This window comes from Chromohalobacter marismortui (genome assembly GCF_004364315.1).
GTDB lineage: Bacteria > Pseudomonadota > Gammaproteobacteria > Pseudomonadales > Halomonadaceae > Chromohalobacter > Chromohalobacter marismortui.
In genome coordinates this window covers 1-16,279 of record NZ_SOBR01000004.1, presented here as the reverse complement: position 1 = coordinate 16,279, position 16,279 = coordinate 1, and the positions used below count along the sequence as shown (strand labels likewise).

At 63.7% G+C, this 16,279-nt stretch carries 14 protein-coding genes; 10 read left to right on the top strand and 4 right to left on the bottom strand.

The features are described from left to right. Positions 1 to 14: 14 nt before the first annotated feature. Positions 15 to 737 carry a helix-turn-helix transcriptional regulator gene (locus C8E00_RS09395; protein ID WP_243833151.1) on the top strand — a complete coding sequence of 241 codons (723 nt, stop codon included), beginning with the start codon at positions 15 to 17 and terminating at the stop codon, positions 735 to 737. Here C8E00_RS09395 and C8E00_RS09390 read toward each other — a convergent pair. Beyond that, positions 734 to 1,663 carry an AEC family transporter gene (locus C8E00_RS09390; protein ID WP_133697252.1) on the bottom strand — a complete coding sequence of 310 codons (930 nt, stop codon included), beginning with the start codon at positions 1,661 to 1,663 and terminating at the stop codon, positions 734 to 736. The genes C8E00_RS09395 and C8E00_RS09390 overlap by 4 nt on opposite strands. 298 nt (positions 1,664 to 1,961) lie before the next feature. Here C8E00_RS09390 and yddG point away from each other — a divergent pair, with 298 nt between their 5' ends. From yddG to sodC, 4 genes are all read left to right on the top strand, one after another. Continuing rightward, positions 1,962 to 2,858, top strand: a complete 897-nt coding sequence (gene yddG / locus C8E00_RS09385) for an aromatic amino acid exporter YddG (protein ID WP_133697251.1) — start codon at positions 1,962 to 1,964, stop codon at positions 2,856 to 2,858. 49 nt (positions 2,859 to 2,907) lie between these two features. Further along, positions 2,908 to 3,888 (top strand): cation diffusion facilitator family transporter, encoded by a 981-nt coding sequence (locus C8E00_RS09380; RefSeq protein WP_243833150.1) that lies wholly within the window; start codon positions 2,908 to 2,910, stop codon positions 3,886 to 3,888. A 152-nt stretch (positions 3,889 to 4,040) separates the two neighbouring features. Next, the gene (gene metF / locus C8E00_RS09375; RefSeq protein WP_133697250.1) at positions 4,041 to 4,889 is read left to right on the top strand and encodes a methylenetetrahydrofolate reductase [NAD(P)H]; all 849 of its coding nucleotides are present in this window, start codon (positions 4,041 to 4,043) and stop codon (positions 4,887 to 4,889) included. A gap of 72 nt (positions 4,890 to 4,961) precedes the next feature. Further along, on the top strand, positions 4,962 to 5,492 hold the full coding sequence (sodC, locus tag C8E00_RS09370) for a superoxide dismutase family protein (protein ID WP_133697249.1): 531 nt from the start codon (positions 4,962 to 4,964) through the stop codon (positions 5,490 to 5,492). Between the two features lie 82 nt (positions 5,493 to 5,574). Here the strand turns inward: sodC and C8E00_RS09365 are convergent, their stop codons facing one another. Then, a complete protein-coding gene (locus C8E00_RS09365) occupies positions 5,575 to 5,835 on the bottom strand; it encodes a YheV family putative zinc ribbon protein (RefSeq protein WP_133697248.1) in 261 nt (86 codons plus the stop codon). A 69-nt stretch (positions 5,836 to 5,904) separates the two neighbouring features. Next, positions 5,905 to 7,956 carry an oligopeptidase A gene (gene prlC / locus C8E00_RS09360; protein WP_133697247.1) on the bottom strand — a complete coding sequence of 684 codons (2,052 nt, stop codon included), beginning with the start codon at positions 7,954 to 7,956 and terminating at the stop codon, positions 5,905 to 5,907. A gap of 154 nt (positions 7,957 to 8,110) precedes the next feature. Here prlC and C8E00_RS09355 point away from each other — a divergent pair, with 154 nt between their 5' ends. From C8E00_RS09355 to C8E00_RS09345, 3 genes are all read left to right on the top strand, one after another. Then, positions 8,111 to 9,451, top strand: a complete 1,341-nt coding sequence (locus tag C8E00_RS09355; RefSeq protein ID WP_133697246.1) for a sodium-dependent transporter — start codon at positions 8,111 to 8,113, stop codon at positions 9,449 to 9,451. Between the two features lie 56 nt (positions 9,452 to 9,507). Continuing rightward, positions 9,508 to 10,047: a gamma carbonic anhydrase family protein gene (locus C8E00_RS09350; protein WP_133697245.1), complete on the top strand. Its 540-nt coding sequence runs from the start codon at positions 9,508 to 9,510 to the stop codon at positions 10,045 to 10,047. Positions 10,048 to 10,174: 127 nt separating this feature from the next. Further along, positions 10,175 to 10,846 (top strand): metal-dependent hydrolase, encoded by a 672-nt coding sequence (locus tag C8E00_RS09345; RefSeq protein WP_133697244.1) that lies wholly within the window; start codon positions 10,175 to 10,177, stop codon positions 10,844 to 10,846. 20 nt (positions 10,847 to 10,866) lie between these two features. Here C8E00_RS09345 and C8E00_RS09340 read toward each other — a convergent pair whose 3' ends face one another. Beyond that, positions 10,867 to 11,652: a GntR family transcriptional regulator gene (locus C8E00_RS09340; RefSeq protein WP_133697243.1), complete on the bottom strand. Its 786-nt coding sequence runs from the start codon at positions 11,650 to 11,652 to the stop codon at positions 10,867 to 10,869. A gap of 273 nt (positions 11,653 to 11,925) precedes the next feature. Here C8E00_RS09340 and lldD point away from each other — a divergent pair, with 273 nt between their 5' ends. Both lldD and C8E00_RS09330 read left to right on the top strand, forming a co-directional pair. Then, a complete protein-coding gene (gene lldD, locus C8E00_RS09335) occupies positions 11,926 to 13,104 on the top strand; it encodes an FMN-dependent L-lactate dehydrogenase LldD (RefSeq protein ID WP_133697242.1) in 1,179 nt (392 codons plus the stop codon). A 117-nt stretch (positions 13,105 to 13,221) separates the two neighbouring features. Further along, the gene (locus C8E00_RS09330) at positions 13,222 to 16,077 is read left to right on the top strand and encodes an FAD-binding and (Fe-S)-binding domain-containing protein (RefSeq protein WP_133697241.1); all 2,856 of its coding nucleotides are present in this window, start codon (positions 13,222 to 13,224) and stop codon (positions 16,075 to 16,077) included. Positions 16,078 to 16,279 lie beyond the last annotated feature (202 nt).

Here is a 16,279-nt window from a genome sequence, read left to right as displayed (position 1 = left end):
GATGAGCCGCTGCCATGTCGAATGAATGTTTGCTGCCCACCGCCGAGACACGTCGCTACCCGGACCGGGTGCTGACCGATCGCCATGGCTTCCATCAGTGGCTGATCGGACTCGAGGGCGTTGTCGAGCTGGAAGCGGGCGGACGCGGCGCGCACGTGAAGGCGGGGCGGCTTGTCACCATCGCCAGCGGTAGCGAGCATCACTATCTGGCGCCGGACCACAACCGCACGCTGGTGCTCGACCTCCCCGTCGCGTGGTGCGAGGCGGCGGGGCTTGGCGATGTCACGTCGCGCCGTTTGCCGCCGACGCTGCGTGCGGATGTCTCGGCACTCGTCGGCGTGCGTCCCGATGCCCTGGCGAGGCGACTGCATGCGCTGCTCGACGTGGGCCACACCACGCATACCGAGCCGCGCTTACGCTTGTTGCATTTGCTGCCGGCGGTCGAGGCGGATCTGGCGGCACCTTGGCGTGTGCGTGACTGGGCGGCGCGCTGCCACATGGCGGAGGCAGCGTTCGCACGGCGTTTTCGTATCCTGACCGGGACCTCGCCGCACGCCTGGCTGATCGAGCGTCGCCTTCAACGTGCCTGCACGCTGATGCAGAATACCCGCCGCCCCCTCACCGAGATTGCACAAGCTTGCGGGTTTCACGACAGCGCGCATTTTTCGCGTGCCTTCCGCGCCCGTCATGCGCTGTCGCCGCGCCAGTGGCGGCAACGTCAGCCGTCCGGTGTCTAGTCGAGGCCCGCGAGCCGCCACAGCATGTCGAGGTAGGGCGGAATCACCAGCGGCGCGCCCACGGTCGTCACGAGAACGGCGATGGCGCCCTTGGCGGGGCGGATGTTCAGCTCCATGGCGATGACCACGACATTAGCCGCCATGGGCACCACCCCCAGCAACAGCAGCACGCCGGTCATCGTCGTCGAGAGCCCTGTCGTCGCCTGCAGGCCGAGCACCAGGCCGAGCATCACCAGCGGCCACATCACGTAGCGCGCGGCGATGCTGGCGGCGAGAAAGCGGGCATCGAACGCGCGCAGCGAGACGCCGCCCAGTGTCATGCCGATGATCATCATGCCGAGTACGGTATAGCTGGCGCGAAAGTAGTCGAGTCCTTCGATCACCGCGTCGGGCACCGGCCACGGCAAATGATAGGCAAGCAGGGCGGTCATGAAGGCATAGAGCAATGGCAAGCGAACGATCTTGCCCAGGCTCTCGCGGACCGAGAATCGGCCCCGGGCGCTGATGTAAAAGCCTACGCTGAATTCGAAGAGCGTGATTCCCAGCAGGCAGAACAGATAGGCCGCGACGCCTTCTGGCGGCAGCAACGCCATGGCCAGCGGCAGTCCAAAATAGCCGGTGTTGCCGGTGCCCGCGGAAAACGCCAGCAACGCGGCTTCCTGTGGGGGGAAAGTACGCCGCACGAGGGCATGGGTCACCAGGCACAGGAGACTGGCCAGGGCGAACATGCCCGCCGTCAGGCCGATCAAGGCAAGCGAAGGTTCGCCCAGATAGAGCCCGCGAAAGAACGTCAGCGGCGCGATGAGGTAGATCAGTAACGTCGCGATGGGGCGTGGATCGATGGCCAGTCGGCGCGCGCAGAGCCAGCCTAGCGCCACGAAGATCAGCAGCATCCACAGCGGTTGGGAAAGGTCGACGTGAGACATGCGGCATTCCTGATGGTGAAGCGCCCATGATGCCCGTTATGCGCCTTGTTGGGCAGTCCTGGCAGGATCCAGCATGCGTGTAGGCCGCTTGCTTATGGGTGACGGTTCTGCGCGAGGGGGCTGTAACCCCGTCCTTGGGCACTACTTTTTGCCACCCATGGCAAAACCTCGCTGTGACCTGTCCTTGATGCGCTTGTAATGCCCCTGATGCGGACGTCCTCGGGTCAGGATTCGACAAGTTTGCGGGCCGCGCACATGGCAGGCTGAGCGAACGTTCGTATCTGCAAGGGGAGTCGACATGTCACTCGAGGGGTCCGCGTCTCGCCGTGCCACCTGGATCGGTGCCACGACGGTACTCAACTGGGCATTGCTGGCGGCGTTGACGCAATTGGCGGGGCCGGTGCCGCCGTTTCTGCTCACCGCGCTGGCCTTCGGCCTGGCATTCCTGTGCTTTGTGGTGTGGCTGCGCGTGCGCGGCGAATCGCTGCGCGCGCCCCTGCGCCAGCCACCGCGTGTCTGGGCGCTGGGCGTGGGTGGGCTGTTCGGTTATCACGCGTTGTACTTCGTGGCCCAGCAGAACGCGCCTCCGGCTAACGCGGGGCTGATCAGCTACCTGTGGCCGCTGTTGATCGTGTTGTTCGTGGCGTTGCTGCCGGGCGAGCGTCTGCGCGTGCGCCATATCGTGGGGGCATTGCTGGGGTTTGTGGGCGCGGCCTTGCTGGTAGGCGGCGATGTCAGTGCTGCGGGCAGTACCCTGGGCTATGTCGCGGCGTTTGCCTGTGCCTTCCTGTGGAGCGGTTATTCGGTGCTGTCGCGTGCCAATCGCGCCGTCCCCACGGCGGCCGTGGGCGGCTTCTGCCTGGTGACGGCGGTGCTGGCGGCGTTATGCCACTGGTTGTTCGAGCCCACGCGGTGGCCGCATGGCATCGGCTGGTTGGGGGTGGTCGGCCTGGGGCTCGGTCCGGTGGGAAGCGCTTTTTTCACCTGGGATGTGGGCGTCAAGCACGGCGATCTGCGTTTGTTGGGACTGTTGGCCTACTTTACGCCATTGCTCTCGACGCTGGTGCTGATCGCGACCGGCTACGCCACCGCCACTCTTTGGCTGGTGCTGGCCGCGGCCCTGATCACGCTGGGCATGCTGATCGGGAGTGGCTGGTTGCGTTCACCGCGGCGTATCTCGGTTTCCGACGATTGACCCTGAAGTCCACTCCAGACATTACACTGGAGAAAAGTCACCGAGAGGCATGACGCTAATGGGACATTCGTCTTCCGGTCACGAGCATGCGGCGCATGACCACGACCACGACCACGACCATCACCACGAGCACGCGCCGACGGTCACCGCCGACAGCGCCAAGCGCGTCAAGCTCGCCATGTACTTGACCGCCGGTTTCATGATTGCGGAGGCCATCGGCGGCTGGGTTTCGGGCTCGCTGGCATTGCTGGCCGACGCCGGACACATGTTCAGCGACAGCTTTTCACTGGGGCTGGCGTTGTTCGCCTTCTACATGGGCGACAAGGCCCCGGACAAGCGGCGCACCTTTGGCTACCAGCGTTTTCAGGTGCTGGCGGCCTTCATCAACGGGCTGACGTTGCTGGGGATCGCGGTGTGGATCCTGATCGCTGCCGTGCAGCGCTTCTTTCAGCCGGTGGAGGTCATGGCGACCCCGATGCTGGCCATCGCGGTGCTGGGACTGCTGATCAATGTGGTGGTCTTCAAGATCCTGCATGGCGGCGACCATGAGAACCTCAATCTGCGCGGGGCGTTGCTGCATGTCATGGGCGATCTGCTGGGCTCGGTGGCAGCCATCGTGGCCTCACTGGTCATCATGGCGACCGGGTGGATGCCGATCGATCCGCTGCTGTCGATGCTCGCGGCGGCGTTGATTCTGCGCGGGGCCTGGAAGATCGTTCGGCGCTCGGGCCACACCCTGCTCGAAGGCACCCCGGAGGGGACCGATATCGACGGCATTCGTGCGGCCCTGGAGGACATCGAGGGGGTGGTGAGCGTGCATGACCTGCATGTCTGGGGGCTGACGCCGCAGGATCCGCTGCTCAGCCTGCATCTGGTGGTGCGCGATGACATGTCGCATCCGGTGATGCTCAAGGCCGCCTATGCATGCCTGCACGAGCGTTTCGGAATCAGTCACGCGACCTTGCAGGTCGAGGGCGAGGCGTGCCTGACCGGCGGCGATTGCCAGGTGACATCGACTCCCCATCCCTGAGCCAAGCGGTATCCGCGGCGCTATGACCTGGATTAATGCCAAGCCGCGAAACTTTCATTGGTCAGCGCGGATAGGGATCGGCAGAATGCACGGCATCGAATACGAACGTGACCCGTTGTCGGTCGCGCCATGTCATGAAGAGGGCTGCATCGATGAGTACGCGCGAACATCCGCTGGGCATCAGCTTTGAATTCTTTCCGCCTAATACGGACGCCGGGCGGGAAAAGCTGAAAGGCGTGCGCGACACGCTGGCCGAGCGGCGTCCGCGTTTCTTTTCGGTGACCTACGGTGCTGGTGGTTCCACGCAGGCGCGAACCTTCGAGACCGTGCAGACGGTACGTCAGTGCGGCATCGACACTGCGCCGCACCTGTCTTGCATCGGCAGCGACAAGGGCGAGTTGCGCGAGCGTCTGGCGGGTTTCCGCGAGGCGGGGATCACCAACCTGGTCGCGCTGCGCGGCGACCTGCCCTCGGGTATGGGCGGCATGGGCGAGCTGCGTTACGCCAACGAGCTGGTCGAGTTCATCCGCGAGGAAACCGGCGATCATTTCCAGATCGCGGTGGCGGCGTATCCCGAGATGCACCCCCAGGCGCCCAGCTACGAGCATGACCTGCAGAATTTCGTGCGCAAGATGCAGGCCGGCGCGGATATCGCGATTACCCAGTATTTCTTCAGCGCCGACGCTTACTTCCATTTCCTCGAGCGAGCCCGTGCGCTGGGAGTCGAGGCGCCGATCGTGCCGGGGATCATGCCGATCAGCAATTACACCAAGCTGGCGCGCTTTTCCGACGCCTGCGGGGCGGACATTCCGCGCTGGATCCGCAAACAGCTCGAAGCCTACGGTGACGATAGCGAGAGCATCCAGGCATTCGGTGAGGAGGTCGTGTCGAACCTGTGTCAGCGCCTGCTCGATGGCGGCGCGCCGGGGCTTCACTTCTATACCCTGAACCAGGCGACGCCGGCGCTGCGGGTGCTCGACAACCTGCGCTGCGATACTTGAGTCATGGCGCCGTTCGTGGCTGTCGTCTAGCCTGACACACGTAGACGTCTCACTCATGGACAGGAGAAAGGCATGCTACGTATCTCGCAGATGGCACTCGGTATCGGGGGCGTCCTGCTGATGCTGGGTAGTGCCCAGGCGGCGCAACACGCTATCGAACTGCATCAGGTCAATGCACAAGGCACCGGCGACAGCGTCGGCAGCGTCATGCTCGAGGACACCGAGTACGGGCTGTTGTTGACGCCGGACCTGGCGGGCCTCGACCCCGGCATGCACGGCTTTCACGTGCACATGAACCCGAGCTGCCAGCCCTCTAAGCAAGGCGGGGAAACGGTGCCGGGCGGTGCCGCCGGTGGTCACTACGACCCCGAGAACACCGGCACGCATCAGGGCCCCTACGGCGATGGACATCTCGGTGATCTGCCAGTGTTGATGGTCGACAAGGATGGCAATGCCACGACCCCGGTGCTGGCGCCACGGCTGGAGGTATCCGATCTCGAGGGCCGGGCGTTGATGGTGCACGCCGGCGGTGACAATTACAGCGATGAGCCCAAGCTGGGGGGCGGCGGCAAGCGTGTCGCCTGTGGTACCTGGTCCCAGTAAAGGCGCCGCCTTGATGGCATGACGCGAAAAGGCTCCCGACCGGGAGCCTTTTCCATTGCATGGCGGTGCAACGCGACTCGAGTCAGTGCGTCTTGCCGTCACTCGGATCGACCAGACGTACGGTCTGGATGTCGTCCGAGGTGTCTTCCTCGCGCGGTTGATTGACGCGCGTGGGGAGGTCCGTGGCGAAGCCGTTTTCGTCGATCGCCAGCTGTTCCAAGTAATCGCAGGATACGCACTCGCGGTAGCGAATGCCGTTCTGCTCCCAGGCACGGATGCGGTCCATGGCCGCGCAACGCGGGCAGATGGCGCCGGCAATGAAACGCTTGGGGGTCGCCGTCATCACGCACTCCTCTTGAAACGGCAACCGGGCCGCACGGCCCGGTCGAAAGTTGGGCTTGAACGCGCGCTGTCAGGCCGCTTCGGCGCTCTCGATGCCGGAGTGGCGCAGTAGCGGTTCGATGCTGGGTGCACGGCCACGAAAGGCTTCGAACAAGACGGCGGCATCGCGCGAGCCACCACGCTCGAGAATTTCCTGGCGGAAACGCTGGCCCGTCGCCGTGTCGAAGATGCCGGCGTCTTCGAAGGCGCTGTAAGCATCCGCCGACAGGACTTCGGCCCATTTGTAGCTGTAATAGCCCGCCGCATAACCACCGGCGAAGATGTGCCCGAAGCCATTCTGGAAACGATTGAAGTCGACGCGCGGCGTGACGGAGGTCTTGTCGCGCACGTCGTCGAGCAGGGCCTGGACGTCGCTGGCATCAGGGGTGTCGAATTCATGATGCAGGCGGAAGTCGAACAGGGATAGTTCGAGCTGGCGCATCATGCCCATGGCCGACTGGAAGTTGCGTGCGGCCTGCAGCTTGTCGAGCAGGGCGTCGGGCAGTTTTTCACCGGTATCCACATGGGCGGCGATCATGTCCAGCCCCTCGCGCTCCCAGCAGAAGTTTTCCATGAACTGGCTGGGCAATTCGACCGCGTCCCAGGCGACGCCGTTGATGCCGGAGACATCGGCGACGGTCTGTCGCGTCAGCATGTGATGCAGACCGTGGCCGAACTCGTGGAACAGCGTCAGTACTTCATCATGGGTGAGCAGCGCCGGCTTGCCGCCCACGGGGCGCGTGAAGTTGCAGGTCAGGTAGGCGACGGGCAGCTGCAAGCTGCCGTCCTCGCGGGTGCGACGCACACGGCATTCGTCCATCCAGGCACCGCCACGCTTGCCTTCACGGGCGTACAGGTCGAGGTAGAAGCCGGCGATGGGCGTGTCGCCGTCGAGGATCTCGAAATAGCGCACGTCCGGGTGATAAAGCGGCACGTCGTCACGCTCAGCGAAGTCGATGCCGTACAGGGTGCCGGTGACCTGGAACAACCCTTCGATCACTCTGGGGGCGGGGAAGTAGGGGCGCAGCTGTTCTTGCGAGATGGCATAGCGTGCCTCGCGCAGCTTCTCGCTGGCGTAGCCGATGTCCCACGGCATGAGCGTCTCGAGTCCCAGCGATTCGCGGGCGAAGGCCTCCAGCTCGTTGAATTCGCGCTGGGCCTGGGGGTGCGCACGATCGGCCAGGTCACCGAGGAAGCCCAGTACCTGCTGGGGCGAGTCGGCCATCTTGGTGGCCAGCGAATAGTCGGCATAGGTGGCGAAGCCGAGCAGTTCGGCCAGTTCGCGGCGTAGGCGCAGCGTTTCCTCGATGATCGGGGCGTTGTCGAAGCGGCCGGCCTGCGGGCCCTGGTCCGAGGCACGGGTGACGAAGGCGGTATAGACTTCTTCGCGTAGCGCGCGGTCGTCGGCGAAGGAAAGCACTGGATAAAAGCTGGGGAAGTCGAGCGTGATGCGGTATCCCTCGACGTCCTTGGCCTCGGCGTTGGCCTTGAGCGTGGCCAGTGCGCTTTCCGGCAGACCGGTCAGGCGCGTGTCGTCGGTCAGGTCCTTGTGCCACGCCTGGGTGGCGTCGAGCACATGGTTGGAGAAGGTGTTGGCCAGTTCCGACAGGCGCGCTTGAATCTCGCCGTAGCGGCGCTTCTTGTCCTCGGGTAGATCGACCCCGGCGAGGCGAAAGTCACGCAGGGTGTTGTCGATGGAGCGCTGCTGACCTTCCTCGAGGCGGGCGTACTCGTCGCTTTCTTTCAGCCGCGTGAATGCGTCGAAGAGGCCTTGGTGTTGGCCCAGCCAAGTGCTGTAGTCGGACAGCATGGCGAGACAGGCCTGATACGCCTCGCGCAGCGCCTCGTTGTTCATGGTGGCGTTGAGGTGCGAGACCGGCGACCACGCCTGCGAGAGGCGGTCGTTGAGTGCCTCGAGCGGCGCTGCGAGGCGCTCCCAACTGATCTGCGACTGATTGGCGAGGGCCTCGATGTCACGGCGATTCTCTGCCAGAAGCTGCTCGATGGCCGGCACTACATGCTCGGGCTGGATGTCATCGAACGGTGGCAGAACATGCGATTCGAGCAAGGGGTTGCGTGACATGGGCACCTCGATATGAACGTGTGAATGAAGCATAGGTGGGGGTGGGGCCGGCTGCTTTCAATGTCGGTGTGATTGGCCGCCAACCGCGCGCCTGCTAGGCTTGGCGCTTGCGGCGCTGAATGGCGCACCATGTCATGAAAAAGGGTGTGAAGGGATGAGTGAAACGCTGGAACGCTGGGGGTCGCGTCGCGCCTTCATTCTCGCGGTGACCGGGGCGGCCGTGGGCCTGGGCAATATCTGGCGCTTTCCCTACATGACGGGCGAAAACGGCGGGGCGGCATTCCTGCTGCTGTACGTGGTGTTCGTGGTGATCCTGGGACTCCCGATCATGATGGCGGAAATCCTCGTGGGACGCGCCGGCCGCCGCGGGCCGATGCAGACGTTGGCGCATCTGGCGCGCCAGGCGGGCGTGTCGCCGCATTGGCGTTGGCTGGGGCTGTTCGGGGCGGTGACGGTGTTCTTCATCCTGTCGTTCTATTCGGTGGTCTCGGGATGGTCGATCGAGTATCTGATCGAGTCGGTCAACGGCAATTTCAGCGGTCGTACGCCGGATGAGATCGGCGCCAGTTTCGATGCCTTCCTCGCCGATCCGCTACGCATGACGTTCAACCATACGTTGTTCATGTTGTTGACCATGTCGGTGGTCGCGGCGGGCATTTCCGGCGGCCTGGAACGGCTCAACAACCTGTTGATGCCGCTACTCTACATCCTGCTGGTGGTGCTGGCCGGTTATGCCGTGACGACCGATGGCTTCGGCACCGCCATGACCTGGCTGTTCGCACCCGACCTCGAGGCCATCACCCTGAACGTGGTGCTCAATGCCATGGGGCATGCGTTCTTCACCCTGGCGTTGGGTGCCTGTGCGCTGATGGCCTATGGCGCCTACATGCCCGATCATCAGAGTCTGCCGCGTGCCGTGGTGGCGGTAGCGGTGCTGGATATCGCCGTGGCGCTGCTGGCGGGCATCGCGATCTTTTCGGTGGTGTTCTCGCAGGGCATGGACCCCGCCGAGGGGCCGGGGCTGATGTTCGTGACCCTGCCGATTGCCTTTTCGGACCTGCCGGGCGGGCCGTTATGGCTGAGTGTTTTCTTCCTGTTGCTGCTGCTGGCGACATGGACGTCGTCGATCAATCTGGCCGAGCCGATGGTGGCGACCTTTACCGATGCCGGCCTCAAGCGCGGCCAGGCGGCGGCGTTGATCGGTACTTTGGTATGGCTGGTCGGCTTGCTGTCGGTGTTCTCGTTCTCGAGCCTATCCGAGGTGGAGTGGCTGGCGGGCATGAATTTCTTCGAGCTGGTGACCACCGTACCGCCGGAGTTCTTCTTGCCCATCGGCGGATTGTTGATCGCCATCTTCGCCGCCTGGGTCATGCCGGCGAACACCGCCATGCGCTCGCTGGACGCGGGCCCCGGCGGGTTCCGGCTATGGCGTGGGCTGGTGCGCTACGTGTCGATTCCGCTGGTCGTCATCGTGCTGTTGTCGGCGTTATGGTGATGGATGAGGCCTCATGAACGATCCGCCCATCACGAATTGAAGAAGGGGGAGAGAGGATGACATTACGGACGTTCAAAGGGACGACGCCGCGCCTGGGCGCGCGGGTCTATATCGATCCGGCATGTGTGGTGCTGGGCGACGTCACCCTGGGAGACGATTGTTCGGTATGGCCGATGACGGTGATTCGCGGCGACATGCACCGCATCCGCATCGGTGCGCGTTGCAGCATTCAGGATGGCAGCGTGCTGCATATTACCCATGCCAGCGACTACAACCCCGACGGTTACCCACTGACGCTCGGCGATGACGTGACGGTGGGTCACAAGGCACTGCTGCACGGATGTACCATTGGCAGCCGTGTGCTGGTGGGGATGGGCGCTACGGTCATGGATGGCGTGATCGTCGAGGACGAGGTGATCATCGCCGCCGGGGCGGTGGTCACGCCGGGCAAGCGCCTGGAAAGCGGGCAGGTCTATGCGGGCAATCCCGCGAAGCCGCTCAGGGCGCTCAAGGAGGCTGAGCGCGCGTTCTTCACCTATACGGCGGGGAATTACGTAACACTCAAGGACGCGTACCTGGCCCAGCCCCCCGTATAACGACGCGGCCGCATGTGCGAGGCCCCCCGAGGCGGTATTTTCTTGTTTAACGCATTGTTTTGTCTCGCCGAGAAGCCTCATAATCTGGTTTTTCATCCAGTATTGTCGAGGGCGTCCCGGGCGGGCCATGGCCAACTTTCGCACACATTTCGGCGTTGCCTTGGGCGGTGGCGCGTTGGCCGCCTATGCTGGCTGGCAGGCAAGCCTATGGAGCTTCAACGAGGGCTGGCCTCTGGCGATATTGACGGCGTTTGGCGGCATCTTGCCCGATATCGACTCCGATCATTCGCACGCCATTCGTTTGATTTTTACCCTGCTGGCCGTCCTGGCAGTGATTGCCGGCGCGCTATGGCTGCAATCGCGCCTGGCGCCGGGTCCATTGGTCCTGGCATGTGGCGGCTTGTATCTCGGTGTACGCTACCTGGCCGGCGCGATCTTCAAGCGCTTCACCGTGCATCGTGGCATCTGGCACTCGTTGCTCGCGAGCCTGTTGTGCGGCATGGGCACGGCAGCAATGAGCTTCCATTTGCTGGCCCAGCCTGCACCGATGGCATGGGCCCAAGGCCTGGCGCTGAGCGGAGGGGCGCTGGTTCATCTGTTACTCGACGAGCTGTACAGCGTTGATCTGGTCGGTTCGCGGCTCAAGCGTTCCTTCGGTACCGCCTTCAAACTTTTCGACTATCGCGAGCCAGGCAACGCGGTGCTGTGGTTGCTGCTGGGCGTAGCCCTGGCGCCGTGGCTGCCGCCCTGGCCCACGTTGCTCGAGCTGGTGAATCGCGGCGTCGCATCGTGGTCGTGATGTGGCCTGGCGAGTCGGCGTCAGGTAGGTACTTCGGGTAACCCTTGGGAACGGCGTAGCGCGCGTTGAGCACGTGTCTCGGCGCGTTCGAGCTCGAGGAGCCCATTCTCGACGAAGGCCAGGTGTTCGTGGGCGCGTGCGCGTGCTTCGTCGGCATTGCCGGCGAGGATGCTCTCGAATAGCGCACGATGCTGGTCCATGAGCTGGTCGCGCGAGTTCGGTTTCTCGAACAGATGGGCCAGGTTGGCGACGATGCTTTTCTCCAGCAGTTGAAACAGGCCGCGCATGGTGTGCAGCAGCAGGACGTTGTGGCCTGCCTCGGCGATGGCGAGATGAAAAGCCGCATCGGCACGCGCCTCGCGCATGGGGTCGCTGCTGCGATCGGGATGCCGGTAACTGGCTTCGAGCGCCTCGAAGCGCGTTTGCAGCATGGCTTTATCGTCGGCTGTGGCACGCAGGGCGGCGTAATAGGCTGAGATGCCTTCCAAGGCGTCGCGGAATTCGAGCAGGTCGAGATTGAACTCGCCATGGCGTGTGAGCATTTCCAGCAGCGGGTCGCTATAACTGCTGCTGAGTTGTTCGGAGACGAAAGTACCGCCCCCCTGGCGGCTGTTGAGCAGGCCGCGTGCGGCTAATTTCTGGATCGCCTCGCGTAGGGAAGGGCGCGAAACACCGAAGTGTTCGGCCAGTTCGCGCTCGGGTGGGAGCTTCTCTCCCGGCTTGAGGCTGCCCTCGAGGAGCATGGCCTCGAGCCGTTCGGTGATCACATCGGCGAGGCGCGGTTGTCTGAGATGCTGTGGGGCCATGAGGATCGCTCGTTACTCAGCGTTTGAAGATGGACGGAAAGCCGGCCAATAAATGGTATGACCAATTTTACGCAATCTTTTCTCACCACTCCAGTCTTCGTGCTAGCGTCTGCTTCTCAGCTATAACTAAAGTTCAAAGCCCATTGTGTGCAATAGATGGGGTCTTTATGACACTCTTCAGTGCGCACGCATAGAGTTGGTTTATACGCTGTTGTAAATTGGTAAAACCAAAAGGCCATTCAACGATAGCGCATCACTTGCACAGGGCTCGTCATGATCATTTCTGCCTCCACGGACTATCGCCAAGCCGCCAAACGACGTATTCCGCCCTTTCTCTTTCACTATGCCGACGGGGGCGCTTATACCGAGCATACGCTGCGACACAATGTCGAGGATCTCGCCGGTATCGCGTTGCGCCAGCGGGTGCTCAAGGATATGTCCAGCTTGTCCCTGGAAACCGAGTTGTTCGGCGAATCCATGGCCATGCCCGTCGCGCTTGCCCCCGTGGGGCTGGCCGGGATGTACGCCCGACGTGGCGAAGTGCAGGCGGCGCGCGCCGCGGCCTCGAAAGGCATCCCGTTCACGCTGTCGACGGTGTCGGTGTGTCCCATCGCTGAAGTGGCCTCGGCCATCGAGCGGCCTCTCTGGTTCCAGCTCTATGTGCTGAAGGACAGGGGCTTCATGAAGCATGTGCTGGAGCGTGCCAAGGCCGCCGGTGTCAAGACGCTGGTCTTCACGGTCGACATGCCCGTGCCGGGGGCGCGCTATCGGGATGCGCACTCCGGCATGAGCGGCAAGCACGCGGGTATTCGGCGCATGCTGCAGGCGGTGACGCATCCGTTCTGGGCCTGGGACGTGGGCCTCCATGGCCGGCCGCATGACCTGGGCAACGTGTCGGACTATCGCGGCGAGCCGACGGAACTCGAGGACTACATCGCCTGGCTCGGCAACAACTTCGACCCTTCCATTTCCTGGAAGGACCTGGAATGGATCCGTGAGTTCTGGGACGGGCCGATGATCATCAAGGGCATTCTCGACCCCGAGGATGCGCGTGACGCGGTGCGCTTCGGTGCGGATGGCATCGTCGTGTCCAATCACGGCGGTCGGCAGCTCGATGGTGTGCCGTCGACCGCACGCGCCTTGCCGGCGATCGCCGATGCAGTCAAGGGCGACCTGGCCATCCTGGCCGATTCCGGCGTGCGCAATGGGCTCGATGTCGTACGCATGATCGCCATGGGGGCTGATACTGTATTGTTGGGGCGCGCCTATATCTATGCGCTGGCCACCGCCGGCGAGGCGGGCGTTGCCCACCTGCTCGAGCTGTTCGAGAAGGAGATGCAGGTCGCGATGACGCTCACCGGCGCGCGTTCCATCGCCGAGCTGGGGCCGGATTCGCTGGTCACCGGGTCTGCGGCGTCGTCGATCGAACGCATGCTTTCGCCGAGCCTGTAATGATCGCGGCTCGGGTGCCGTCGTCGCGCGAGCGCCTGGGCCGCCGAGACAAGAGTGCAACGGGGTGGCGGTCGATGCCCCGGTCTTGCTTTCGCCGTCGACCGATCGGGACTCATGATGAAAAAGCCTTACGAAGCGCTGCACGAGGCACTACGCGGGATCCTGCCCGCCGAGCGCCTGATTGACGACCCGCTGCGATTGCTCGCCTATGGCACCGATGCCAGCTTCTATCGATTGATCCCGCAACTGGTCGTCCGTCCCGACGGCGAAGAAGAGCTGATGGGCGTGCTCGCCGAGTGCCGGCGTCGGCGCCTGCCGGTGACGTTTCGCACGGCGGGAACGTCGCTGTCCGGGCAGGCGGTGACCGACTCGGTGCTCGTTCAGTTGAACCAGGGATGGCGCGATTACCGCATCTTCGACGCGGGGCGCGCGATTCGGCTACAGCCCGGCATCATCGGCGCACGCGCCAATCAGTTGCTGGCTCCCTATGGCCGCAAGATCGGCCCCGACCCTGCGTCGCTCAACAGTTGCATGATTGGGGGGATCGCCGCCAACAATGCTTCGGGCATGTGTTGCGGTACGGCGCAGAACAGTTATCGCACGCTGCGTGACATTCGCGTCATTCTCGCCGACGGCACGCTGCTCGATACGGCGGACGCGGACAGTCGGGCGTCGTTCCGTGTCTCGCATGGCGAGCTGCTCGAGGCGCTGGAGACGCTGGGGCGCGAGACGCGGTCGAATGCCCCGCTGGCCAAGCGCATTCGTCACAAGTACCGGCTCAAGAACACCACCGGCTACGCGCTCAATAGCCTGGTCGATTTCGAGGATGGCTTCGACATTCTCGCGCACTTGATGATCGGCTCCGAGGGGACGCTGGGTTTCATCAGCGCCATCACCTACGACACCGTGCCGGACGCGCCCTTGAAAACGGCGGCGCTGGCCTTCTTCCCCGACATGGCCACGGCGTGTCGGGCCACGCTCGCGCTCAAGTCGGCGCCGGTGTCGGCGGTCGAATTGATGGATCGAGCGGCCTTGCGCTCGGTGGAGGGGAGTCCAGGCATGCCGGCAGGCCTCGAGACGTTGCCCGACGACGCGACCGCCTTGCTCATCGATGTACGGGACGAGGAGGAGCGCGCGCTGGAGGCACGTATTGCCGCCGTACATGCGGCGCTCGAGGGGATCCAGACGCTGGAGCCACTTGGCTTCACGCGCGATTCCGAAACCTATGCGCGTTACTGGAAGGTGCGCAAGGGGTTGTTCCCTGCGGTAGGGGCGGTACGCGACGTCGGTACCACGGTCATCATCGAAGATGTCGCTTTTCCTCTCGAGCACCTCGAGGCGGGCGTGGCAGCGCTGACCGAGACATTCCGGCGGCATGGTTATGACGATGCCATCCTCTTCGGCCATGCGCTGGAAGGCAACCTACACTTCGTCTTTCCGCAGGGCTTCGAGGCGCCCGTCGAGGTGCAGCGTTATGCCGCCCTGATGGATGACGTGGCGGCCCTGGTAGCCGATGAATACGGCGGCTCGCTCAAGGCGGAACATGGCACGGGACGTAACATGGCGCCTTTCGTCGAGCGTGAGTGGGGCGCCGAGGCGTATGCGTTGATGTGGCGTATCAAGGCGCTCTTCGACGCGGATAATGTACTCAACCCCGATGTCGTGTTGAGTCGCGACCCCGAGCAGCATATCCACAACCTCAAGCCGCTGCCTGCCGCCGACCCCATTGTGGACAAGTGCATTGAATGCGGCTTCTGTGAGCCGGTATGTCCGTCGCGCGAGCTGACCCTGACGCCACGTCAGCGCATCGTGATTCAGCGCGAAATGACGCGGCTCGAAGCCTCCGGTGGGCAGGAAGCCGCATCGCGCCTGGCGACATTGCGCGACGCCTACCAATATCAGGGCATCGATACGTGTGCGGCCGATGGCCTGTGCGCCACGCAGTGTCCGGTCGGGATCAATACCGGGGACCTCGTGCGTGAATGGCGGCATCGGCAGGTCGCCGAGCGAGGTGGCACTGCCCGTCTGGTCGGGCGTCACTTTTCCGGCACCACCCGCATTGGGCGAGGCGCCTTGCGTCTCGCAGATACCACCCATGGTGTGCTAGGCACGGGCATTATGAGTGCCTTGACGGAGGGCGCGCGCCGACTCAGCGGTGAGCGTCTGCCGCAATGGAACCCTGCACTGCCGTCCCCCGCGCCGGTACGCATCCTGGAGCGCCGGGCGGGAAAGGCAGTCGGAGGGCCGCGTGACAAGGTCGTCTACCTGCCGGCGTGCGCCACACGCGTCTTCGGTGTCTCGCGCGGAGATGAGGGGGCCGATGCCGTGACGCGCACGACCCTGGCGCTGCTCGAGAAGGCCGGCTACGAGGTCGTCATTCCCGCGATGATCGGGCATCTTTGTTGTGGCATGGCGTTTCAATCTCGGGGCTATTTCGACGAGGCGGATCATAAGGCACGCGAGCTTAACCGTGAGTTGCTGCATGCCTCGCAGAACGGTCGCTACCCTGTGCTATGTGATACCAGTCCCTGCGCGCAGCGCATGCGTGAGCGACTCGATAAACGCCTGCAGATACAAGAGCCCGTCGCGTTCGCGCATGACTACCTGCTGGCGCGCCTGGCGATCACGCCGACGCGGGCACGTATCGCGCTGCACATTACCTGTTCGAGCACCTGTATGGGACTGGGCGACAAGTTTTTCGCCCTCGCCCAACGTTGCGCCGACGACGTCGTGGTGCCTCCGGACATCACCTGCTGCGGGTTTGCCGGCGACAAAGGGTTCACGGTGCCGGAGTTGAACGCGTCGGCACTACGGGGGCTGGCCGATGCCGTGCGTGGCTGCGAGGCGGGGTACTCCAACTCGCGTACCTGCGAGATGGGGCTGAGCCAGCATGCCGGCATTCCCTATCGCTCGATTCTCGATCTTCTCCATGAAGTCAGCCGTCCTTGTGGCGGTGCGGGCATTGCTGGATAAGTGTCGACCGACTATTTTTTGATTACCCCTTGCGTTCACGGCGCTGTATCCGTAGAGTACGCATCCGCTGCCGGCGACGGGCTTCGTGGCCGGCGGTGTGAAGGTGGCGCAAGTGACTGACTTGCTTGAGATTTCCAGGTTCGCCTCGAGACTTCTCGCTTGACAGTGACGCCGAATTCGGTAGAATGCGCCGCACCTCGAA

Coding starts and splice junctions, on each gene's coding strand:
- C8E00_RS09395 (WP_243833151.1), top strand. CDS start 15: ATGTCGAATGAATGTTTGCTGCCCACCGCCGAGACACGTCGCTACCCG.
- C8E00_RS09390 (WP_133697252.1), bottom strand. CDS start 1,663: ATGTCTCACGTCGACCTTTCCCAACCGCTGTGGATGCTGCTGATCTTC.
- yddG (WP_133697251.1), top strand. CDS start 1,962: ATGTCACTCGAGGGGTCCGCGTCTCGCCGTGCCACCTGGATCGGTGCC.
- C8E00_RS09380 (WP_243833150.1), top strand. CDS start 2,908: ATGACGCTAATGGGACATTCGTCTTCCGGTCACGAGCATGCGGCGCAT.
- metF (WP_133697250.1), top strand. CDS start 4,041: ATGAGTACGCGCGAACATCCGCTGGGCATCAGCTTTGAATTCTTTCCG.
- sodC (WP_133697249.1), top strand. CDS start 4,962: ATGCTACGTATCTCGCAGATGGCACTCGGTATCGGGGGCGTCCTGCTG.
- C8E00_RS09365 (WP_133697248.1), bottom strand. CDS start 5,835: ATGACGGCGACCCCCAAGCGTTTCATTGCCGGCGCCATCTGCCCGCGT.
- prlC (WP_133697247.1), bottom strand. CDS start 7,956: ATGTCACGCAACCCCTTGCTCGAATCGCATGTTCTGCCACCGTTCGAT.
- C8E00_RS09355 (WP_133697246.1), top strand. CDS start 8,111: ATGAGTGAAACGCTGGAACGCTGGGGGTCGCGTCGCGCCTTCATTCTC.
- C8E00_RS09350 (WP_133697245.1), top strand. CDS start 9,508: ATGACATTACGGACGTTCAAAGGGACGACGCCGCGCCTGGGCGCGCGG.
- C8E00_RS09345 (WP_133697244.1), top strand. CDS start 10,175: ATGGCCAACTTTCGCACACATTTCGGCGTTGCCTTGGGCGGTGGCGCG.
- C8E00_RS09340 (WP_133697243.1), bottom strand. CDS start 11,652: ATGGCCCCACAGCATCTCAGACAACCGCGCCTCGCCGATGTGATCACC.
- lldD (WP_133697242.1), top strand. CDS start 11,926: ATGATCATTTCTGCCTCCACGGACTATCGCCAAGCCGCCAAACGACGT.
- C8E00_RS09330 (WP_133697241.1), top strand. CDS start 13,222: ATGAAAAAGCCTTACGAAGCGCTGCACGAGGCACTACGCGGGATCCTG.